The 22,014-nt window shown below is 72.3% G+C and carries 14 protein-coding genes; 5 read left to right on the forward strand and 9 right to left on the reverse strand.

From position 1 onward, the window contains the following. The first annotated feature begins 77 nt into the window (after positions 1-77). Complete coding sequence (locus ABZ565_RS09015; protein WP_361022392.1) at positions 78-1,100, forward strand: LacI family DNA-binding transcriptional regulator; 1,023 nt, start codon at positions 78-80, stop codon at positions 1,098-1,100. Positions 1,101-1,148: 48 nt separating this feature from the next. Here the strand turns inward: ABZ565_RS09015 and ABZ565_RS09020 are convergent, their stop codons facing one another. The 7 genes from ABZ565_RS09020 to ABZ565_RS09050 all read right to left on the reverse strand — a co-directional run bounded on the left by ABZ565_RS09020 (position 1,149) and on the right by ABZ565_RS09050 (position 12,183). Further along, positions 1,149-1,862: a hypothetical protein gene (locus tag ABZ565_RS09020; protein WP_361022395.1), complete on the reverse strand. Its 714-nt coding sequence runs from the start codon at positions 1,860-1,862 to the stop codon at positions 1,149-1,151. Positions 1,863-1,893: 31 nt separating this feature from the next. Beyond that, positions 1,894-4,131, reverse strand: a complete 2,238-nt coding sequence (locus ABZ565_RS09025; protein ID WP_361022398.1) for a glycoside hydrolase N-terminal domain-containing protein — start codon at positions 4,129-4,131, stop codon at positions 1,894-1,896. Further along, positions 4,128-6,104: a beta-galactosidase gene (locus ABZ565_RS09030; RefSeq protein ID WP_361022401.1), complete on the reverse strand. Its 1,977-nt coding sequence runs from the start codon at positions 6,102-6,104 to the stop codon at positions 4,128-4,130. Before ABZ565_RS09030 ends, ABZ565_RS09025 begins: the two co-directional genes overlap by 4 nt. A 15-nt stretch (positions 6,105-6,119) precedes the next feature. Then, complete coding sequence (locus ABZ565_RS09035; protein ID WP_361022404.1) at positions 6,120-8,360, reverse strand: 1,4-beta-glucanase; 2,241 nt, start codon at positions 8,358-8,360, stop codon at positions 6,120-6,122. Positions 8,361-8,415: 55 nt separating this feature from the next. Further along, the gene (locus tag ABZ565_RS09040) at positions 8,416-9,378 is read right to left on the reverse strand and encodes a carbohydrate ABC transporter permease (protein WP_361022407.1); all 963 of its coding nucleotides are present in this window, start codon (positions 9,376-9,378) and stop codon (positions 8,416-8,418) included. Then, positions 9,375-10,475: an ABC transporter permease subunit gene (locus ABZ565_RS09045; RefSeq protein WP_361022410.1), complete on the reverse strand. Its 1,101-nt coding sequence runs from the start codon at positions 10,473-10,475 to the stop codon at positions 9,375-9,377. The genes ABZ565_RS09040 and ABZ565_RS09045 overlap by 4 nt, the downstream gene beginning before the upstream one ends. 100 nt (positions 10,476-10,575) lie before the next feature. Beyond that, positions 10,576-12,183: an extracellular solute-binding protein gene (locus tag ABZ565_RS09050; RefSeq protein WP_361022643.1), complete on the reverse strand. Its 1,608-nt coding sequence runs from the start codon at positions 12,181-12,183 to the stop codon at positions 10,576-10,578. A gap of 523 nt (positions 12,184-12,706) precedes the next feature. Here ABZ565_RS09050 and ABZ565_RS09055 point away from each other — a divergent pair. The 4 genes from ABZ565_RS09055 to ABZ565_RS09070 all read left to right on the forward strand — a co-directional run bounded on the left by ABZ565_RS09055 (position 12,707) and on the right by ABZ565_RS09070 (position 19,801). Then, the gene (locus ABZ565_RS09055; RefSeq protein WP_361022414.1) at positions 12,707-15,574 is read left to right on the forward strand and encodes a glycoside hydrolase family 3 C-terminal domain-containing protein; all 2,868 of its coding nucleotides are present in this window, start codon (positions 12,707-12,709) and stop codon (positions 15,572-15,574) included. 52 nt (positions 15,575-15,626) lie between these two features. After that, positions 15,627-17,912, forward strand: coding sequence for an alpha-xylosidase (gene yicI, locus ABZ565_RS09060; RefSeq protein ID WP_361022417.1), 2,286 nt, complete (start codon positions 15,627-15,629; stop codon positions 17,910-17,912). Positions 17,913-17,991: 79 nt separating this feature from the next. Continuing rightward, positions 17,992-18,570 (forward strand): WHG domain-containing protein, encoded by a 579-nt coding sequence (locus ABZ565_RS09065; protein WP_361022420.1) that lies wholly within the window; start codon positions 17,992-17,994, stop codon positions 18,568-18,570. 37 nt (positions 18,571-18,607) lie between these two features. Further along, positions 18,608-19,801, forward strand: a complete 1,194-nt coding sequence (locus tag ABZ565_RS09070) for a GDSL-type esterase/lipase family protein (protein ID WP_361022423.1) — start codon at positions 18,608-18,610, stop codon at positions 19,799-19,801. 53 nt (positions 19,802-19,854) lie between these two features. Here ABZ565_RS09070 and ABZ565_RS09075 read toward each other — a convergent pair whose 3' ends face one another. After that, positions 19,855-20,688, reverse strand: a complete 834-nt coding sequence (locus ABZ565_RS09075; RefSeq protein WP_361022427.1) for a hypothetical protein — start codon at positions 20,686-20,688, stop codon at positions 19,855-19,857. Further along, complete coding sequence (locus ABZ565_RS09080) at positions 20,688-21,959, reverse strand: VWA domain-containing protein (RefSeq protein WP_361022431.1); 1,272 nt, start codon at positions 21,957-21,959, stop codon at positions 20,688-20,690. Before ABZ565_RS09080 ends, ABZ565_RS09075 begins: the two co-directional genes overlap by 1 nt. Positions 21,960-22,014: the final 55 nt, after the last annotated feature.

Genomic DNA, 22,014 nt, shown 5'->3' on the forward strand with positions numbered 1-22,014 from the left:
GGCAGGGCTAGGCTCGCGCTGTCTCTCCACGTCACGGCTGGAGAGAGCGGAGTCGAAGCGCTTCGCCACATCTGACCGTGAGGGAGAACCGCATGGTCACCCTGGCCGAGGTCGCGCAGCACGCCGGAGTCTCCGCGAGCACGGTGAGCTACGTCCTGAGCGGAAAACGCTCCATCTCCGTCGCCACCCGCGAGCGCGTCGAGCGGAGCATCCAGCAGCTCGGCTACCACCCCAACGCCGGGGCCCGGGCGCTCGCCAGCAGCCGGTCGAACATCATCGCGCTGATGGTGCCGCTGCGCACCGACATGTACGTGCCCGTGATGATGGAGATCGCCATCGCGGTCGCCACCACCGCGCGCACCCACGGCTACGACGTCCTCCTCCTCACCGGCGAGGAGGGGCCCGCGGCGGTGCGGCGGATCGCCGGCAGCTCGCTGGCCGACGCAATGATCCTGATGGACGTCGAACTGCACGACGAGCGCCTGCCGTTGCTGCGCGAGGCCGACCGGGCCGCCGTGCTCATCGGCCTGCCCGCCGACACCGCGGGGCTGACCTGCGTGGACCTCGACTTCGAGGCGACGGGAGCGCTCTGCGTGGAGCACCTGGCCGGCCTCGGACACCGCGAGATCGCCGTCATCGGCGAGGCCGCCGCGGTCTACGAGCGCCATACCGGATTCGCCGAGCGGACCGTCGACGGCGTACGCGCCAAGGCGCAGGAGACCGGCGTGCGCATCCTGCACCGGCCGTGCGAGGGAGGGTACGCGGCGATGGCCCAGACCCTGGCCCGGATATTCGACGAGCGCCCCGGCACCACCGGCTTCATCGTGCAGAACGAGGCGGCCGTCGAGCCCCTGCTCAACCTGCTGCGCCAGCAGGGCCGGGCCGTGCCGGAGGACGTGTCGGTGGTGGCGATCTGCCCCGAGCAGGTGGCCACCCAGGCATCGGTGCGGCTGACCTCCGTCGCCATACCGGCCCAGGAGATGGGCCGCCGCTCCGTCGAACACGTGGTCGCCAAACTGTCCGGCCGCGGCACCGACGAAGTCGAGCTGCTGGCCCCGGAACTGACGGTACGTGAGAGTACCGGTCCGGCCCCGGCGTGACCCATGAGCCGGCCCCCGCGCGGGGGCCGGCTCCTCAGGTGGTGCGGGTCAGCTCGCGGAGACGCCGAATCCGTTCGTACGGAAGTCGAGGCCGCCGGCCGACGAGGTGATCTCGTAGCCGAACTGGACGTCACCGATCGTCTCGTTGCCCCACCAGCCCTTGGTGTCCTTGATCCACTTCAGGATCGGCAGGATGTCCACCGTTCCCGACGTGGAGTCCGAGGTCCGCAGGAACGAGAAGACCTGGTTGGAACCGTTGTCGCCCTTGTAGACGGTCCAGGTGTGCCCGCCCAGCGTCAGCGTGCCCTGCGAGGTGCCCAACGGGCCTACGGCACCGTTGTAGTTGACCCAGAGCATGACCTCATAGTCGTAGTCGCTGTCCCAGATGTCGTACGAGGTGTTGTACGCGCCGGACGACGGGACGGTGACGCTGTACGTGCTCCTGAGCGACGACAGCGAGCCGATCGGCTTGTTCACCACCTTCTTGGCGTTCGGGTACGACTTGATGCCGCCGGTGTTCGGGTGGTCGGCCCGGACGCCCCAGTCCGAGGAGGAGTTGGCCCAGATGGACTGGGTGCCCGCGCCGGAGCCCCAGATGTTGTTGTAGAGGGTGTAGTTGTCGGCCGTGGTGTACGTGCCCCACTGGTCCGACGTGGACCAGACGGCCGCCTGGGCGGGGGCGGACGCGAAGCCGACGAGGGCCGCCAGGGCCACGGCCGGGGTCAGGGCGAGCCTGGTGAGGGTGCGGGTGCGTCGTGCCATGGTTGTCCTTCCATGGTGGGTGGGGGGAGAGCTACCGCGGCCGGAGTTCCAGCACGCGGTCCACGCCGGCCGTCAGGTCCAGAAGGGCCGAGGGGGAGCCGGCGGAGGCTTCGGTGAGGGTGTGGGCCTCGCCCGTGCGGACGTCGATCCGGGCGTCGCGCGCCGGGCGGAGCACCGCCGTCGCGGTGCCGTCCGCAGACCAGTGCAGGTTCACGGTCGCGCCGAACCGCGTACGCACACCGCGCAGTTCACCGCCCGCGCAGCCCGCGAGCGGTGCGGCCAGCAGGACCAGGCGGTGCGGGGTCGACTGGACCAGCGACTCGATGACGGCCGCGGGCAGGGCGTGCGCCGCGTCCGCGTTGTACACACGGCGGGCCGGGTAGTGGGCGCTCATCAGCGAGTCGTGGAAGAAGTCGCCCGCCAGCACCGAGCGGACCGCCGCCGAGGCCCGGGCCCCGTCCCGCAGCCGGGCCGCGATCAGCGCGTGGTGCAGATGGCCGTGGGCAGAGTCGTTCTCCGCGCCCCGCAGTTCGAGCGCCCGGTGCGCGGCGGCGGCAAGCCGGGGCGTGTCGTACGGGTTGATCGCGTCCAGCGGCCACACCGGGTACAGGTGGCTGAGGTGGCGGTGGTCGTACGTCTCCGCCAGGCCCGGCCACGCCCACTCGGCGAGCGCGCCGTCCTCGTTGACCCGGTAGTCGGCGAGCCGGCCCGCCAGCGCACGGCGGCGCTCGGCGGCCGGGTCATCGGGGGAGCGGTCGGCCGAGGCGGTGAGCGCGTGGCGGGCCGCCGCGAGGTCCATCGTCGCGTCGACCGTGCCCCAGCTCGCGTTGGCCGGACGGTTCTCCGGCGAGTACGAGGGCACGACGGCCACCCGCCCGTCGGGGCCGGTCCGGCTGAGGAAGTCCTCGTAGAAAAGGGCCGTTTCGTGCAGGGCGGCGGTCAGCCGGGGGTCCTCGGTCCCCGTCGTCTCCGCGTGCTCGATCAGCGGCTCCAGCAGCCAGTCCGCACCGGCCGTCCACAGATGCAGCGGGTAGGCGCGCTGGTAGTGGCGGGTGTGCCCGGACTCGCCGTCCGTGTGCGACGGGGCCACGATGCCGCGGGCCCCGAAGATCGCCCGAGCGTTGTCCCGCCAGTCCGCGAGCTGTCCGTGGACCAGCGCCGCATGGGCCTCGGACACCTCGGGCAGCGCCGCCGCCGCGGCGGAGGCGATCTGGAGATTCAGGTTGGCGTTGGTGGTGAACGCCCCCGACCAGGCGGTGTCCCAGTCGCCCGTCCAGAGTCCGGTCAGCCGGGGCGGCAGGGCCCCGGACGCCGACAGCAGGTGGTAGCGGCCCGCCGCGCACAACCGCTCCAGCAGGGCCGGACTGTCCGCCCGCCGCACCAACTCGGAGCCGTGCAGCGCCCGTTCGGCCGGGTCCGCGTCCAGGGTGAGTGCCGCCCGCTCGAAGGCCGGCCGGTGCAGCGCCACATGCCGGGCCAGCAGCGCCTCGTAGCCGCCACCGGGCAGCGCGGCGCACTCCGCGGCCAGGTCCAGGTGGCCCGCGTGCCGGCGCACCCGGGTCAGCAGCAACAGGCTCCTCGCCCCCTCGACCCGGACGCCCTCGCCCGCCACCGACACCCGCCCGCCCTCCGTGCGGAGCACCGTCGCGCCGGTGTACGCGAGGTCGCTGTCGGGGTAGCCCGCACGCAGCGACAGCCGGGCCCCGTCCGGGGTGAGCACGGTGCTCCGGCCGACGGCCAGCCGGGGCGGGGCGCCCGGCAGGGCGTGGTCGAGCGTCACGTCCACGGCCAGCCCCTGGCCCGTGACGTACTGGACGATCACGTCGTCGGCGCGCGAGACGAAGACCCGGCTGCGCCACGACTCGCAGACGGCGGTGATCTCACCGGTGGCGAAGTCGACCGCCCTGCGGTACGCCGCGGCCGGGTCGGCGGCGTTCCCGGGCACCGGCCGGACGCGGGTCTGGAAGGCCGGGTGGAAGGGCTGCACCCACACCAGCGGCCGGCCCGCGCCGAAGCGCTCCGCCGCCAGGGTGTCCCCGGCGAGCAGCGCGCTCTGGAGCCGGCCCAGCCGGTCCGCGAGCTCGGGCGGCCGGAGGTGCTGACTGCCGTTGGGCCGGACCAGGGTGTGGTGGTTGACGATCACGCGGTCGTCGGCAGGGTCGCCGTACACCATGGCACCGTGCCGGCCGTTGCCGCCGAGGAAGGCGTCCTCCCAGCGGGCGGCGGGGCGCGGCTCCCAGGTGCCGTCGATGTCCGTGCGCCCGGTCACGGCGCGGATCTCCGCAGCACCGCGACGCCGTAGCGGCCGAGCGCGATCCGGTCCGTCACCGCCCGCCCGGTGAGCAGATCCTCGTACGTCCCGGGCACGGCGACGGTGACCATCTCGCGGCGGTGGTGCAGCAGGAACAGCAGCTCGCCCCGGCGGACCGCCTCCACCCCCTCGGGCAGCCCGGCGAGGACCGGCTCCACCCCGGCCTCCCGGACCACGTCGGCCACGAGGGCCCGCAGCGCCGGGGGCTCCGGGAGCGTCGACACGTACACCGCGCCGCCCCGGCGCAGCACGGCGGGCAGCCCTGCGAGCTCGCCGTCGCGGTAGGCGGCCAGCACCTCGGTGCCCTCGGCTGCCTCCAGTTCCTCGGACCAGAGGGTGCCCCGGAATCCGTCGCACTCCACGGTCTCGTCCGCGTCCAGCGGCCACCACTCGTGCAGGGTGGCGATCCCGAACAGCTCGCGCAGGCGGGCGTCCATGCCGCCCGGCCGGACGCGGTCGTCCACGTCCGCGATGCCGCTGAAGAACCCGCACACCAGGCGCCCGCCGCCCCGCGCGTACGCCACGAGGTTGTCGATCGCCGTGTCGTCGAGCAGGTAGAGGTGCGGGACGAGGACCGCCTTGTACCGGCTGAGGTCGGCGTCGGGACGGGCGAAGTCCGTGGGCGTGCCGTTCTCCCACAGGGCGCGGTGCCAGCGCCGGATGACCTCCGCGTAGTCGAGGAGCGCGGACGGGCCGCCCTCCTGGGCGCCCGCCCACCAGGCGTCCCAGTAGTGCAGGACGGCCACCTCGGCGGCCACGTCCGTACCGGACACGGCGGATCCGATCGCGGCCAGTTCGCCGCCCAGCTGCCGGGTCTCGCGGAAGGCGCGGCCCCGCTCACCGGCGTGGCCGAGCATCCCCGAGTGGAACTTCTCGGAGCCCTGCCGGGACTGCCGCCACTGGAAGTAGCAGATCGCGTCGGCGCCGCGCGCCACCGACTGGAGCGACCAGAGCCGGTTCAGCCCCTCCGGCTTCGGGTGGTTGACGCCCCGCCAGTTCACCGCACCGGCCGCCTGTTCCATCAGCATCCACGGGCCGGCGGCCTGTGAGCGCGTCATGTCGGCGAGCATGGCGTTGTACTGCCCGCCCCACGGGTCGCGCGGGTCCGGGTAGACGTCGACCGAGACGATGTCCTCCTCGGCCGACCAGGCCCAGGCGTCCTGCCCGGACCACAGCGGCATGAAGTTCGTGGTCACCGGGATGTGCGGGGTGTGCCGGGCGACGATGTCCCGCTCGGCGGTGAAGCACTCCATGAGGGCGTCGGACGTGAAGCGTTTGAAGTCCAGTACCTGGGTGGGGTTCCTCATGTACTGCGCCTTGCGCGGCGGCAGGATCTCCGTCCACGCGTCGTAGCGCTGACTCCAGAAGGCCGTGCCCCACGCCTCGTTGAGCGCGTCCAGCGTTCCGTACCGGTCGCGCAGCCAGCGGCGGAAGTGGCCCGCCGTCTCGTCGCACCAGCAGTGCGTGCAGTACTCGTTGTTGATGTGCCACACGGTGAGCGCCGGGTGCTCCGCGTACCGAGCGGCCAGGTCCTCGGTGAGCGCGGCGGCGTAACGGCGGTAGACCGGCGAGCTGGGGCAGAACTGCTGGCGCGAGCCGTACCAGACGATGGACCCGTCCTCCGCGCGCGGCAGGGTCTCCGGGTGCCGCGCCCCCATCCAGGGCGGCGGGGACGCGGTCGGCGTCGCCAGCACGACGCCGATGCCGTGCGCGTGCATCAGGTCCATCAGCCGGTCCAGCCAGTCGAACTCCCGGGCACCGGGGCGTGGTTCGATCTTCGCCCAGGAGAAGACGCCGAGGGTGACGGAGTTGACCCCGGCCTCCTTCATCAGCCGGACGTCGTCCTCCCACACCTCCTCGGGCCACTGCTCGGGGTTGTAGTCGCCTCCGAAGAGGATGCGGCCTCGGGCCGCGTCGCGCAGGGACGGCATGGCGTCTCCGGTTTCCTACTGGGGTTCTGCGTACTGGATGCCGCGGCCGTTGGTGCCCAGGTAGACACGGCCGTGGACGTGGGGATCGCCGGTGATCACTTCGCCGGTCCAGCCCCACTGGTGGGAGTCGTCGTTGATCCGCACCCACGAACGGCCCGCGTCGTCCGAGCGCAGGACGGCCACACCGTCGTACGTGTCGGCGACCCTGCCGGTCTGGAAGACCGCCGGATAGCCCGCCCCGGGCCGCCTGCGGTCCCGCACCGGCGCGGCCTTGCCGAAGCCCAGCGCGTGGGACGCCTGGCAGCCGGGGACGGCGGCGAAGGTCCGCCCGCCGTCCGTGGAGCGGAACAGGCCGTTGTCCTTCGCGGACAACCACAGGTCGCCGCTGCGTCCGGGCGCCGCCACCACCTTGAACTGTGCGTCGCCGGAAGGCAGTCCGGCCGCGCCCGGGGTGAAGGTCACCCCTCCGTCCCGGGAGACGAAGACGGTGCCCGTGTCGGTGTCGTACACGTAGAAGCGCCGGGGGTCGAGCGGGTCCGCGACCGGGGTGCCGCCCTTGGGGAAGCTCACCACCTCCGCCCAGCTCGCACCGCCGTCGGAGGACCGGTGCGCCGGGTACGTGGTGCCGTCCCAGTGGATGAACGACCAGAGCAGCGTCGAGCCGTCCGCCGAGACCGCGACGGGTCCGGGCGCGGAGGGTGCGATCGCGGGCTGGGCGGCGAACGGCTGCCAGCTACGCCCGCCGTCGCGGGAGAAGGCGCCGGCCGCGTCGGAGCCGGACGGCCAGCCTGTGCGCACCACGTACGAGGGCTTCAGCGCGGCGACCGCGAGGCCGGTGGCGGTGCCGAAGACCGGGTTCGCGGCCATGCCCCGGGACGGGGACGCGGTCAGCGAGTCGTGGTACATCACCCCGATGTCGCCGAGGCCGCTCAGGAGCCGGGCACCCTTGCCGGGTGGCGCGACGAGGAAGCGCACCGACGACTCCTCCAGGCCCCGGATCTCCGGCGCCCAGTGGACGAGGTCGCGCGTCCCGAAGACGGTCGCGCCGGTCCCGAACACGATGTGGTGCGAGTCGAAGGGGTCGACGGCGACGGACTGGATCCACCAGCCGAACTTGGGCTCCGCGCCCCAGCGCAGGAACGGTGTCTCCGAGACGTCCAGGACGGCGGTGTCCTTCAAGGATGTCCAGCTCCCGCCGCCGTCCGTGGACCGGAACACCGTGTCGATCCGCCCCCAGCGGTTGTTGGTGGTGACGACGAGCGTGCCGGCCCGGCGCGCGTCGACCGCGACCCCGCCGTACCCGAAGCCGTCGCCGGCCGCGGCGTCCGGCTTCACCGGGGTGACCTCGCTCCAGGCACCCGTCACCGTGTCGAAACGGTGGACCGCGCCGTCGGACTGCCCGTTGGGCCCCGGGGCGTCCGCGTACGTCACGTACAGCGCCCGCCCCCGGGCGTCGTACGCGGCCCGCACCGGGACCTTCACCGCCGCGCTCCCGGACGGCTGCCCGGGGACGGCCTCCCAGCCGCCCCGGCCGTCCGTCCGGTAGAGCGCGCCGCCGCCGTCGCCCCAGCCCGCGTAGACCGTCCGGCCCGCCGCGACGAGGAACATCACGCCCTGGCCGGTCTCCGACGGGGTCGCCGGGAAGGCGGCCGGTGACCAGGTCGCGCCCCGGTCCGTGGAGCGCAGCAGCCCGTCGTGCCGGGTGCCCAGCCACAGCGTCCCGCTGTCGCGGGGGTCCACGAGCAGCCGCTCGCCGGCGCCGCGCCCGTCCTCGTTGGCGCCGAGCCGCACCGTCAGGTCGGCCCGCTCCCAGGTCGCGCCCCGGTCGTCGGAGCGCAGGACCGCGCCGGGGGACGCCCAGGACTGCGCGTAGGTGCCGCAGGCCAGGTAGAGGCGGTCCGGGTGGGCCGGGTCGACGGCCATGGCCTCGATGCCGAGGAGGTTCCAGTCGTCCCAGCCGATGTGGTCGGTGAGCGCGGTCCAGCGGGCCTTCGCCGCGTCCCAGCGGTAGGCGCCGCCGATGTCGGTCCGGGCGTAGGCCAGGCCCTTCACCGAGGGGTGGAACAGCAGCCCGGTGACGAACCCGGTGCCGCCGATCGCCGCCGTCCGCCAGCGGTGGGGCTGGTGCCGGCCGTCGTGGCGGTGCCCTCGGGCGGCCGCGGTGCCGGCGGCGGGGAGGGCGGTGGCGGCGGCGGCGACGGCCGCCGTGGCGAGCACGGTTCTGCGGCGGGGCGTGGGCACGGACGAAGCGTGCATGACGAACACCTTCCGAAGAGCGGGGGAGGAGGGAGGAGCGGGGCGGAGCTGGCGGTCAGCCCTTCACGGCGCCGGTGAGCATGCCCTTCTGGAAGTGCTTCTGGACGAACGGCGACAGCACCGCGACCGGGATCAGCGCGAGGATCATCACCGCCATCTGCACGGCGAGGCTGTTGATCTGCCCGTTGCTCACGGCCGCGCCCATCGCGCCCGGCGGCACCTGGTGCTGGAGGACCAGCTGACGCAGGATCATCTGGAGCGGGTACTTGTCGCTGTCCTGGATGTAGAGCATCGCGTTGAACCACTGGCTCCAGTAGCCGACCGCGTAGAACAGCGAGATCACGGCGATCACCGCACGCGACAGCGGCATGATGATCTGGAGCAGGATGCGCCACTCGCCGGCCCCGTCGATGCGGGCCGCGTCGATGAGTTCGGGCGCGGTGTCCATGAAGAAGCCGCGCAGCACCAGCACGTTGAAGACGCTGATCGCGCTGGGCAGGATCATCGACCAGTAGCTGTCGCTCAGCCCGATCCCGGTGACCAGGAGATACGTCGGAATGAGCCCCGCGCCGAAGAACATGGTCGCCATCAGCGTCATCAGCAGCGGGCGGTGCGCGTAGGAGTCGCGGCGGCTCAGCCCGTACGCGCAGAGGACCGAGACGACCATGCTGACGGCCGTGCCGACGACCGTGAGTCCGACGCTGACGGCGGCGGCACGGGTCACCGCGCCCCCGCTCAGCAGCTCCTTGTAGGCGATGAACGTGATGTGCTTCGGCCAGACGACCAGGCCGCCCGCGTCGTTGATGGTCTTGGTGTCGGAGAGGCTGGTCACCAGCACCACCCAGATCGGGATGATGACGACCGCGCAGATCGCGACGAGCCCGAAGCCCTTGAAGGCGAGGCCGGCCTTCGTCGGCTCCTCCTCCCATACGGGGCGCGGCTCGATGCGCAGGGCGCGCTGGAAGCGTGTCTCGGTGGGGGCCGCCGGGTTCGTCGGCTGGTCCAGGAGAGTTGTCATTTCTTGGAGTACACCCCCTGCTCGCCCAGCATGTGGGCGACCTTGTTGGCACCCAGCACCATGGCGACGCTGAACAGTCCCTTGAAGATGCCGGCGGCGGCCGCGTAGCCGAAGTCGCCGGTCTTGATGCCCGTCCACCAGATGTAGGTGTCCAGGATTTCCGAGGCTCCCGCGCCCACCTGGTCGCGCTGGAGCAGGATCTGCTCGAAGTCGAGGTTGAGCGCGCTGCCCACCCGCAGGACGAGGAGCAGGGCGATGACCGGGCGCAGCGCGGGCAGCGTGACGTGCCACATGCGGCGCCAGCGGCCGGCCCCGTCCACGGCGGCAGCCTCGTACAGATCGGTGTTGACGGCGGCGAGCGCGGCCAGGAAGACGATGACGCCCCAGCCGGCGTCCTTCCACACGGCCTGCGCGCTGACCAGGAACTTGAAGAAGCCCGGATCGGTCATCAGGTCGAAGCCCTCGTGGCCGTGCTCGCGCAGCCACTGGGCGACCAGTCCGGCGCCGCCGAACATCTGCTGGAAGACGGTGACGACGAGCACCCAGGAGAAGAAGTGCGGCAGGTAGACGACCGCCTGCACCCAGGCCCGGACCCGCGCGCTCATGATCGTGTTGAGCAGGAGCGCGATGGCGATCGGGATGGGGAAGAACAGGACCAGCTGGGTCACGAAGATGACCAGCGTGTTCACGAGGACTTCCCAGAAGCGGTAGTCCTCGAAGATCCGGGTGAAGTTGTCGAACCCGACGAACGGGCTGCCCGTGATGCCCAGGTCGTACACGTCGTAGTCCTGGAAGGCCACGATGTTCCCGAGCAGCGGGATGTAGTTGAAGATCAGCAGCAGCGCGATGGCCGGCATCGTCATCAGGATCAGCGTGCGGTCGCGTCGCAGCCGCTGGCGCCAGGTGATGCCGCCCGCCGGTGCGCCCCCGCCCTTGCCCCTACGGGATCCGCGGACGCCGCCCGCCCGCGTCCTGCCCGCCCGGACGCTCCTCGTCTCCCCGCCGTCACCGTCCCCGGCGCCGCTCCCGCCGGCCGGGGCGCTCGCCCCGTCGGCGGTGCGGTCCGGGCCGGCCGCGACCGTGGCCCGTGCCTTCACCCTGTGCTCCCCATGTCGTGCTCCTGACCCCGGCCGCCGGGCAGCGTGTGCCCGGCGGCCCCTTCCCTCTCGTGCGTACGTGCGGTGCGCGGCGTACGCGTCAGTTGCCGGAGCCGTTCTTGTCGAGAATGTCCTGGTACCAGTCGCGCAGCTTGTCGCCGCCGCTCTTCTTCCAGGTGTTCACCGCTTCGTCGACGTCGCTGACCTTCTTGCGGCCGCGCCGGATGTCCTTCTGGAGGTCGTCGAACGGGGTGTACAGGGAGGCGTAGCGCTGCGGCTCGACGACCTGCATGCCGAAGAAGAGGGGCTTCTTGACGTGCGGTGCCTGCCGCGCCATCCAGGCGGCGTAGTCCTTGGCCAGCTGCGGCTGGTCCGGGTAGGCGATGGAGGTGGGCGGCGAGGCGAGGAACAGGAAGGTGGAGGGCTGGGCCTCCTCGACCCCCTGCGGGGTGTACGTGGGGGCGCCGTCCTTGATCGTGTAGTGGGTGCCCTTGACGCCGTAGTTGGTGAGCATGAACTCCTCGGTGCCGAACGGTGCCGCCGCGTAGTCGGCTATCGCGAGGAACTCCTCGATCTTCTCCTTGGACAGCTCCTTGCTGAGGAAGGTGAAGATGCCCGCCGGGTCGTCCTGCCACAGCACCGGGTCGCCGCCGTCGTGGCCGAAGAAGTCGAGCGCCTGCATGTCGAACTTCGGGTTGGCGGTGGACTGCTCGGTGACCATGCCCTTCCAGCCGCCCGTGCCGTCGTTGTACATGACGACGTGGCCGCTGGTGAAGCGGATCTTGGCGTCGGCGTCCTTGTTCGCCTCGGCGTCCGGGTGGACGTAACCGCCGTCGTGGAGCTTGCGGGCGAAGGCCAGCGCCTCGCGGTACGCCTTCGTCTCGATCTTGTGGACCAGCTTGCCGTTCTCCAGCTGCCAGTAGTGCGGCGCGTCCGGGAGCAGGCCGAAGATCTTCTGGATGCAGGTCCACAGGTCGTCGAAGGCCCACACCTTCTTCTTGGGGGCCGTGTACTCCTTGCCGAAGGCCAGCAGGTCCTCCGTGCTCGCGGGGACGGCGCCGGAGCCGATCAGGTCCTTGCGGTAGAAGATCGCGTTGCCGATGATCGGCGTCGGCATGGGCAGGCCGCGCAGCTTGCCGCCGAAGACCGAGTACTGCCAGGCGCCGGTCGGGATGTTGGCCAGATTCGGGTACTTCTTGACGGCGTCACCCGCGAGGTACGGGGAGAGGTCCGCGAACTTGGCGGTGATGGCGTTGCGGATCTGCCCCTGCATGTTCCAGCCGGGGATCGTCATGACGTCCGGGATGTCCGAGCCGGCGAGGACCGCGCCGATCTTGTCCTGGTAGGTGTTGCCGTCCTGCGGGTCGAAGTTCAGCTTCGCGCCGACCGCCTTGTTCACGGCCGTGTAGTACGGGTTGTTCTTCTTCGGCACCGTGCCCCACAGCGGGGTCATGACCCGGAACTCCGAACCCTTGCCCGGTACCGACTTGACCGAGACCACCAGCGGGTCCGGGAGCTTGGTGAAGCCCGGGCTCGAACCGTTGACGCCGGGGACATCGGGCTCGACCAGGTTCAGCGGGACGTAGCTCGGCACGACCTTCTTCAGGGCCTTGCCCGTGGTCGTGCCCTCCTTCTTCCCGGCACCGGAGCCGGAACCGCCGCACGCGGCGAGCAGCGGCACCCCGCCGGCCACGGCGACGGCCGCCACCGCGCCCGTGGCGAGGAAGCTTCTCCGGCTCGGGGCCGTGGAGGAGGGGGAGGAATTCGGCGTCATTGCGTCAACCCTTCGAGGCGCACCAGGACGACACGTGGCGGGGCGACCGCCGTTCGGTTCCTGTGTCTGAGGTGGAGCGTTGCTGGCTGAGCCGGTGTCACCGGCCCCAGGTGAAGCGGTTCAACGGGGAGGCGGCAGAACGAGTCGCCGTCCCGGGAAAACAAGGGCGCCGGGCGCCCCATCGATGCGCCGTCGAAGCGCTTCGATGTTGCAGCGAGGTTAAGTGAAGGGTCTGTGTCGCACAAGACTTCGTTGCCGGAATCCTCCGATGCGTTTCCGAACCGTTTCCCGAGGCGGAGGAGGAGAACCGGAAGCGCGGGTCGGCCACCGGCCCTTGACACGCGCAGGGTTGGCCGTCGAGCATCGAAGCGCTTCGAAAGATCGTCCGAGGCTGCTCAGTGGCCCGCACGACGCGCCGGCACCGCCATACCTCCCACCTTTGACGAAGGACCCGCACGTGACGGAACAACCGCAGCCCTTCCGCGACCCGCAGCTGCCCTTCGCGGAGCGCGTCGACGACCTGCTCCGGCGGCTGACCCCCGACGAGCGCGTCGCGATGCTGCACCAGTTCGCCCCGGCGGTCGACCGGCTCGGGCTCGCCGCCTTCCGCACCGGCCAGGAGGCCCTGCACGGCGTCGCCTGGATGGGGCGGGCCACGGTCTTCCCGCAGGCCGTCGGGCTCGGCGCCACCTGGAACGACGACCTCGTCCGCCGCATCGGCGAGGCCGTCGGCGACGAGGTCCGCACCAAGCGCGCCCACGACGACCGGGTCGGGCTCAACGTCTGGGCCCCCACCGTGAACCTGCTGCGCCACCCGCTGTGGGGGCGCGGCGAGGAGGGGTACAGCGAGGACGCCGGGCTCACCTCCGCCATCGCGGTCGCGTACACCCGGGGCCTGCGCGGCGACCACCCGCACTACTGGCGCACCGCCCCCGTCCTCAAGCACTGGCTCGCCCACAACAACGAGACCGACCGCGACACCTCGTCCTCCTCGGTCCGCCCGAGGGTGCTGCACGAATACGACCTCAGGGCCTTCCGCGACGCCGTCCGGGCGGGCGCGGTGGCCGGGGTGATGCCCGCGTACAACCTGGTCAACGGCCGCCCCAACCACGTGTCGCCGCTGCTCTCCCGGCACCTGCGCAGCTGGACCGAACAGCCCCTGGTGGTCTGCTCGGACGCCGGAGCGCCGAGCAACCTGGTCGACTCCGAGCACTACTTCGACACCCACGAGGAGGCGACCGCCGCCGCCCTGCGCGCCGGCGTCGACAGCTTCACCGACCACGGCCAGGACTCCTCCGTGATGACCGGCCGCATCCAGGACGCCCTGAAGCGAGGCCTCCTCGACGAGAACGACATCGACACCGCCGTCCGCCGCCTGCTGCACATGCGTTTCGCCCTCGGCGAGTTCGACCCCGGTCTCGACCCGTACGCGGACACCGAGGCCCTCGACACCGAGGCGCACCGGGCGCTCGCCCTGGAGGCCGCCGAGCAGGCCGTCGTGCTCCTCAAGAACGACGGCCTGCTCCCGCTCGACCCGGACGCCGGCCGGACCGTCGCCGTCGTGGGGCTCCTCGCGGACGCCTGCAAGCTCGACTGGTACAGCGGCACCCTGATCCACCGTTCGACCCCGCTCGACGGACTCCGCGAGCGGTTCGGCGCCGACCGGGTGATTCACGCCGAGGGCGCCGACCTGGTCCGCGTCAAGTGCGCGGACGGCTGGCTGCACATCCCCGAGGCGGACCCGGCCGGGGACGCGGCGCGCGGTGCGGAGGGCGCCCTCGACCCGGCGCTGCTCGCCGGCCGCACCGACCTGCCGCCGCTGACCTGCTCCGACACCCCGTCCGAGCTGGCGCTCGTGGACTGGGGCGGCGGTGTGATCACCCTGCGGGAGCCGGACGGCCGCTACCTCTCGGTCGCCGAGGACGGCTATGTGCGCGCCTCCGCGGACGAGCCGGGCGGCTGGATCGTCCAGGAGACCTTCCGGTGGGAGGCGGTGGAAGGTCATGCCGGCGGTCACCGCCTTCTGCACATCGGAACGGGTGGGTATGTCTCAGTCGCCGCCGACGGCGTAAAGGTTGCCGCCCCGGACGAGGAAAATTCCGCCGCCGCCCCGGGCACCGTCTTCGAGACCGAGGTGACCGAGCGCGGCGAGGACGCCGTCGCCCGCGCGGCAGCCGCCGCCGACACCGTGATCGTGGTCGTCGGCAACGACCCGCACATCAACGGTCGCGAGACCGAGGACCGCGCCACCCTCGATCTGCCCGCCCAGCAGGAACGCCTCTGGCGCGCCGCTCACGCCGCCAACCCGCGCACCGTGCTCGCCGTCACCTCCGCCTACCCGTACGCCCTCGCCGATGCCGCCGCCACGCTGCCCGCGCTGCTGTGGACCGCGCACGGCGGCCAGGCGGCGGGCACCGCACTCACCCGCGTCCTCGCCGGCGACGTCTCCCCGGCCGGCCGGCTCCCGCAGACCTGGTACGCCTCCGACGCGGAGCTGCCCGGCCTCCTGGACTACGACATCATCGGCTCACGGCAGACCTACCTCTACTACGACGGCACCCCGCTCTACCCCTTCGGCCACGGGCTCACCTACAGCGACTTCGCGTACAGCGACCTGACCGCCGCCCGTGAGGGAGACCTGCTCCAGGTGTCGCTGAACGTCACCAACACCGGCACCGTCGCCTCCGACGAGGTCGCCCAGCTGTACGTACGAGCGGTGGCCCCGTCCGTACCCCGCCCGCTGCGCCAACTCGCCGGGCACCGCAGGCTGCACCTGGCACCCGGCGCGACGGAGCGCGTCGCGTTCACCGTGCCGGTCGAGGAGCTGGGCCACTGGGACGTGGCGCACGGCCGCTGGACCGTCGAGCCCGGCGCGTACGAGCTCCAGGCGGGCGCCTCCAGCACGGACATCCGGACCGTCACGGTCGTGACCCTCGACGGCGAACCGGCCGGGCCGCGCCCGGTCCTGGTCCGCGGTCTGGAGGCGGCCGACTACGACGAGCAGCTGGGCACCGAGATCGTGGACCGCGCGAAGACGGACGGCGACGCGGTCACCGCCACCGCCGAGGCCAACGAACTCCTCTACCGGCGCTGCGACTTCGGCGCCGGTACGAACGGGGTCGAGGTGCTCGCCTCGGGCGAGGGGGCCGTCCTGATCACCGTCGACGGCTCCACCGTCACCGTTCCGGTGCCCGCCACCGACGGACCGTACGACCACCGCACCTTCCACGCCGGTCTGACCGCCTCCGGCGTCGACGATCTGCGCGTCGCCCTGCGCGGCACGGTCCGGCTGGCCCGGCTCGGCTTCACCGGGGCCGGCGCGTGATGCGCCGCCGCCTCCCCGTTCCCCCTCCCGTTGCCCCTGGCAAGGAGTCCGCATGAAGTTCACCGACGGCTTCTGGCTCATGCGTGAGGGCGTACGCGCCTCCTACGCGACCGAGATCCGCGATCTGCGCGTCAGCGCCGACCAGTTCACCGCGTACGCGGCGGTGAAACGGGTGGCCGCGCGCGGCGACACCCTCAACACCCCGCTCATCACCGTCGACTGCTTCTCCCCGGCCGAGGGGATCATCGGCGTCCGCACCACGCACCACGCCGGGAAGGCCCGCCGCGGCCCGGACTTCGCCTTTCCCGGGCTCGATCCGGCGGGCTCCGGCGCCCGCACCCGGCAGGACGGCGGCGTCACCGAACTCACCAGCGGACCGCTGACGTTGCGCATGGACGCCGACGGCCCGTGGGGCCTCACCTTCCTCGACGCCGAAGGGCGCCGCCTGACCGGGGTCGACGCCAAGGGCACCGCCTTCGCCGCCACCCCCGATGGCGCCCACCACATGATCGCCCAACTCGCCCTGGACGTCGGTGAGAACGTCTACGGGCTCGGCGAGCGCTTCACCCCGTACGTGAAGAACGGCCAGAGCGTCGACATCTGGCAGGCGGACGGCGGCACCAGCAGCGAACTGGCCTACAAGAACATCCCGTTCTACCTCTCCTCGCGCGGGTACGGCGTCTTCGTCAACCACCCCGGGAAGGTCTCCTTCGAGGTCGGCTCGGAGTCGGTTGGGCAGGTGCAGTTCAGCGTCGAGGACCAGTCGCTGGAGTACTACATCGTCGCCGGTCCGACGCCCAAGGAGGTGCTGGCCCGCTACACCGCCCTCACCGGCCGCCCGGCGCTCCCGCCGGCCTGGTCGTTCGGCCTGTGGCTGACGACGTCCTTCTGCACCTCGTACGACGAGGAGACCGTCACCTCGTTCGTGGACGGCATGGCGGAACGCGGCATCCCGCTCTCCGTGTTCCACTTCGACTGCTTCTGGATGCGCGAGTACCAGTGGTCGGACTTCCTGTGGGACCCGGACGTCTTCCCCGATCCGGAGGGCATGCTGGCCCGGCTCAAGGAGCGCGGGCTGCGGATCAGTATGTGGATCAACCCGTACATCGCCCAGAAGTCGGCGCTGTTCGCGGAGGGCGCCGAACTCGGCCACCTGGTCCGGCGCCCCAACGGTGACGTCTGGCAGTGGGACCTGTGGCAGCCCGGCATGGCCCTGGTCGACTTCACCAGCCCCGCCGCGCGCGAGTGGTACACCGGCAAGCTGCGGCTGCTGCTCGACCAGGGCGTCGACTGCTTCAAGACGGACTTCGGCGAGCGCGTCCCGACCGATGTCGTCTGGCACGACGGCTCGGACCCCGAGCGGATGCACAACTACTACGCGCAGATCTACAACAAGACGGTCTTCGACCTCCTGGAGAAGGAGCGCGGCCACGGCGAGGCGGTTCTCTTCGCCCGCTCGGCCACGGCCGGCGGCCAGCAGTTCCCCGTCCACTGGGGCGGCGACTGCTTCGCCTCGTTCACGGCGATGGCGGAGTCCCTGCGCGGCGGCCTGTCGCTCAGCCTGTCCGGCTTCGGCTTCTGGAGCCATGACATCGGCGGCTTCGAGGGCACCCCGGACCCGGCGGTCTTCAAGCGCTGGCTCGCCTTCGGCCTGCTCTCCTCGCACAGCCGGCTGCACGGCAACGTCTCCTACCGGGTGCCGTGGGAGTTCGGCGAGGAAGCGGTGGACGTCGCCCGCGCGTTCACCCTGCTCAAGCACCGCCTCATGCCGTACCTGTACGGTGCCGCCGCCACCGCCCACCGCACGGGCATCCCGGTGATGCGGCCCATGCTGCTCGAATTCCCGGACGACCCCACCACCCGCATGCTGGACCGGCAGTACATGCTCGGCCCCGACCTGCTGGTCGCCCCGGTCTTCACGGAGGACGGGCAGGTCGAGTACTACGTCCCCGAGGGCACCTGGACCCACCTGCTCACCGGCGAGACGGTCACCGGCCCCGTCTGGCGCCACGAGACCCACGGCTTCGACAGCCTCCCGGTCCTCGTCCGCCCCGGTGCGGTCCTGCCCTGGGGCGGCGACGACCAGCGCCCGGACGGCGACTGGCTGGACGGGCTGACGCTGCGCGTGTTCGGCGGGGGCGCGGAGGGGGACGGTACGACCGTCACCGTGCCGGACCACGCGGGTGCCACGGCTGCCACCTTCCAGGTGGCGCGCGACGGCGGCACCCTGACCGTCACCTCCGAGCGCATCGACCGCCCGTACCGCGTGGTCGACGAGGCGACGGGAGCCACGCGGGAGGGGACGGGGACGGTGACGGTGACGGTGCGGGGGGCGTGACGGCGCCTTGAGCCCTTCTGTATTTGCCTAAAACCCTTAGGTACGCGCATGATGGCCGTCCCCGGACGAGGAGGCGACCATGGTGCGCGCGGGTCTGACCGCCGAACGCCTGACCAGGGCGGGCGCCGAGCTGGCCGACGAGGTCGGCTTCGACCGAGTCACGGTCTCGGCGCTCGCCCGGCGGTTCGACGTCAAGGTCGCGAGCCTGTACTCGCACCTGAAGAACTCCCACGACCTGAAGACCCGGATCGCCCTGCTCGCCCTGGAGGAGATGGCCGACCGGGGCGCCGCCGCGCTCGCGGGCCGGGCCGGCAAGGACGCGCTGAGCGCCTTCGGCGACGTGTACCGGGACTACGCCCGCGAGCACCCCGGCCGTTATGCGGCGGCCCAGATGACACTGGACCCCCAAGCGGCGGCGGCCAGTGCCGGCGGGCGGCACGCGCGGATGACCCGGGCCATCCTGCGCGGCTACGACCTGACCGAGCCGGACCAGACCCACGCGGTGCGGCTGCTGGGCAGCGTCTTCCACGGGTTCGTCAGCCTGGAGGCCCAGGGCGGGTTCAGCCACAGCGCCCCCGACTCGCAGGAGTCCTGGACCCGGGCCCTGGACGCGTTGGACGCCCTCCTGCGCAACTGGCCGGCGCCGGGGCAGGCGTGACACCGCCCGACCGCACCCCGCGACCCCAGGTGGAGCCATGAGCACCGACACGCCCGCACCCCTCCCGTTCACCACCCCCGTCACCGCCGCCCTGCTGCGCGGCGCGCTCGAAGTGGAGCGCACCGAGGCCGGCCTGCTCCCGCACCGCCTGCCCGCCGCCGCCCGCGCCCAGGCCCCGGACGGCCAGATCGCCCTGGCCGAGGCCCAGCCCTCCGGGGTACGGCTGGTGTTCCGGACCCGGGCCACGGTGGTCGAACTGGAGGCGCGGCGCACCCGCACCGTCTACCAGGGCGTCCCGCCGAGGCCCGGCGGGGTGTACGACCTGCTGGTGGACGGCGTCCTCGCGGCGCAGGGCTCGGCGAGCGGCGGCAACGTCCTCGATGTCGACATGACGACCGGGGCGACGCGCTTCCGCCCCGGGCCGGTCGGGTCCGTACGGTTCGACGGCCTCGCGGACCGCGAGAAGCACGTCGAGCTCTGGCTGCCGTACAACGAACGCACCGAGGTCGTCGCCCTGCACACCGACGCGCCCGTCACGCCCGCCCCGGCCTCCGGCCGCGAGGTGTGGCTGCACCACGGCAGTTCGATCAGCCACGGCTCCGACGCCGCGAGCCCCACGACCACCTGGCCCGCGCGCGCGGCGCTGCTCGGTGGCGTCGAACTGGTCAACCTGGGGCTGGGCGGCAGCGCCCTGCTCGACCCGTTCACGGCCCGCGCGATGCGGGACACCCCCGCGGACCTGATCAGCGTCAAGATCGGCATCAACCTCGTCAACGCCGACGTGATGCGCGTGCGCGCCTTCGCTCCGGCGGTGCACGGCTTCCTCGACACCATCCGCGAGGGCCACCCGGACACCCCGCTCCTGGTGGTCTCACCCGTGCTGTGCCCCATCCACGAGGACACTCCGGGCCCCAGCGTCCCCGACTTCAGCCGCCTAGGCGAGGGGCGGGTCCGCTTCGCGGCGATGGGCGACCCCGAGGGCCGCGCCACCGGCAAGCTGACGCTCCGCGTCATCCGCGACGAACTGGCCCGCCTGGTGGAGCAGCGGTCCGCCGACGACCCGCATCTGCGGTACCTGGACGGCCGCGAGCTGTACGGCGAGGCGGACACGGAAGACCTCCCCCTCCCCGACGCCCTCCACCCGGACGCCGCCACCCACCTCCGCATGGGCGACCGCTTCGCCGCGCTGGCCTTCGGGGCGGAGGGGGCGTTCGCCGGGCGGGGCGCTTAACGCAGCCGGACCGGCCCCCGAAGCACGGGCCGGTCCGGCGGGCGGGCGATCCGTCAGGCGCCCGGCGGCACGTGGGACGGGCGGCCCCGGCCCCGGGTCACGGTGTAGCCGAAGACGCCGGCCAGGGCGGCGAGCACGCCGCCGGCGGCCGTCCACAGCCAGCGGCTGGTCCACCAGCCGGAGGACCAGCCGTCCTCGGGCTCACCGGCGAGCGCGACCGGTTCGGCGGAGGCGTCCGTGCCGTCGTCCGAAGCCTGCTCGGCCGAGGAGACCCCGGGGACCAGCGGCTTCGACAGGCTGCCGTCCACGTCGACGGACCCGCCCTGGTCCTTCGAGCCGACCTCCACCTCGGTGCGCACCGGCAGGCCGAGGTCGGCCTGGGCGAGGTCCACGACCGTGAGGCGCACGTAGTAGCTGCCCGGCAGCGGGTCGTTGGCCCACGGCTCGGCGTTGGCCCGGACGGTGCGCAGCACACAGGTCAGCTCGACCGTCGCGGCGTCGGCCGCGGCGGTGCCGGTCTGCTTGCCGTACATGCACGCCTGGCGTCGGCGCAGCCCGTCGTACACGTCGACCTGCCAGGTCTGGGCCCCGTGCCGGGTGGCGCTCTCGGGCAGGGTGACCTTCGCCGTCACCGTGGCGCGCTGCCCGGCGTCGGCAGGGAAGACCCAGTACAGGTAGTCGCCGGTGGAGGCCCCGGCGGTGGCGGTCTCGCCCTGCTGGATCGCCGTGGCGGTACGGAAGGTGGTGCCGGCCTCCGTGGGCCCGGAGCCGTCACCGGAGGCGCTCGGGCTCGGCGACGCGTCGTCGGCCGCGGCGGCCGACGCCCCGGTCAGCAGGGCCAGGCCGGTCAGCAGCGCGCCCGCGAGCGCGCGTCTCGTACGGGACATCAGCGGGTCCTCCAGACAGCGATGCGCCAGCGCGAGATCCAGCCGAAGAGCAGACCCACGATCAGGCCGGTCAGGGTGAGCAGGCCCAGCAGCCACCAGCCGCGGCCCAGGCCGAACGCGGCGACGTCCGCCGCCTCGTCGGGGGCGTCCACCACGTCGACGGTCAGTTCCAGCGGCATGCCGGGGGTGGTCTTCACCGAGGCCGGGGCGGAGAACGAGTTGCTGACCTGGAGGCACACGGTCTCCGCGGCCGGCTTGGCGTCGTCGTCGTCCTGCGCGGCCTTCGGGTAGCGCAGCCCGGACGAGATGGCGTCGGTGCGCCCGGTCCCGGATTCGGAGCCCCGGACGATCTCGCGGCCGTGCGTGGTCACCGCGCGCAGCAGCATCCCGTAGTCGTTGTTGACGGCGCGGTCGGCGAACACGCTGACCGAGGCGCGCAGTTCCTGACCCGGCAGCACCTCGACCTTGTACCAGCGGTGCTCGGCGAACTTCTCGCGGTCGGTGTAGAGGCCCGGCTTCAGCTCGGGCGCGTCCGTGCAGCTGTCGGCGCCCTTCGTGGCGACGGGGGTGACCACGGGCTCGGCCGCCCGGTCCACCAACTGCTTCACGCGGCCGGACAGTTCGTCGGTGTGCTGGACGGCGGTGTAGGTGCCGCCGGTGGCCTCGGCGATGCAGGTCAGCTGCTGGCGGATCTTGGCGTTGGGCACCAGGCCCAGCGTGTCGATGACCAGGTGGATGCCGCGCGCCGCGATGTCGCGGGCGACCTCGCACGGGTCGAGCGGGCCGCAGGTGTCCTCGCCGTCGCTGATCAGCACGATCCGGCGGGTGGCGTCGCCGCCCTCCAGGTCGTCGGCGGCGCCCAGCAGCGCGGGGCCGATCGGGGTCCAGCCGGTGGGGGCGAGCGTGGCGACGGCGGTCTTCGCCTCGGTGCGGTCCAGCGGGCCGACCGGGTACAGCTGCTTGGTGTCCTTGCAGCCCACCTTGCGGTCGTCGCCCGGGTAGTCGGCGCCGAGGGTACGGATGCCGAGCTGTACCTGCTCCGGCACCGCGTCCAGAACCTCGTTGAACGCCTGCTTCGCCGCGCTCATCCGGGACTGGCCGTCGATGTCCCGGGTCCGCATGGAGCCGCTGACGTCGAGGACCAGCTCGACCTTGGGGGAGGCTTGGGTGGGGGTTTCGTCGGCCGATGCCGGCAGCGCCGAGCCGAGCCCGGCGGTCAGGGTGGCGAGCAGGATGCCCACCCCGACCGTCAGCCTTCTTCTTATGATCATCGCCGGATAGTAGTGAACATCAGTTCGCTAACCAAAACGGCTGGTTGCCGCTGTA

It is taken from the genome of Streptomyces sp. NPDC016469 (genome assembly GCF_040632905.1).
GTDB lineage: Bacteria > Actinomycetota > Actinomycetes > Streptomycetales > Streptomycetaceae > Streptomyces.

Coding starts and splice junctions, on each gene's coding strand:
- ABZ565_RS09020 (WP_361022395.1), bottom strand. CDS start 1,862: ATGGCACGACGCACCCGCACCCTCACCAGGCTCGCCCTGACCCCGGCC.
- ABZ565_RS09030 (WP_361022401.1), bottom strand. CDS start 6,104: ATGCCGTCCCTGCGCGACGCGGCCCGAGGCCGCATCCTCTTCGGAGGC.
- ABZ565_RS09035 (WP_361022404.1), bottom strand. CDS start 8,360: ATGCACGCTTCGTCCGTGCCCACGCCCCGCCGCAGAACCGTGCTCGCC.
- ABZ565_RS09040 (WP_361022407.1), bottom strand. CDS start 9,378: ATGACAACTCTCCTGGACCAGCCGACGAACCCGGCGGCCCCCACCGAG.
- yicI (WP_361022417.1), top strand. CDS start 15,627: ATGAAGTTCACCGACGGCTTCTGGCTCATGCGTGAGGGCGTACGCGCC.
- ABZ565_RS09065 (WP_361022420.1), top strand. CDS start 17,992: ATGGTGCGCGCGGGTCTGACCGCCGAACGCCTGACCAGGGCGGGCGCC.
- ABZ565_RS09070 (WP_361022423.1), top strand. CDS start 18,608: ATGAGCACCGACACGCCCGCACCCCTCCCGTTCACCACCCCCGTCACC.
- ABZ565_RS09075 (WP_361022427.1), bottom strand. CDS start 20,688: ATGTCCCGTACGAGACGCGCGCTCGCGGGCGCGCTGCTGACCGGCCTG.
- ABZ565_RS09080 (WP_361022431.1), bottom strand. CDS start 21,959: ATGATCATAAGAAGAAGGCTGACGGTCGGGGTGGGCATCCTGCTCGCC.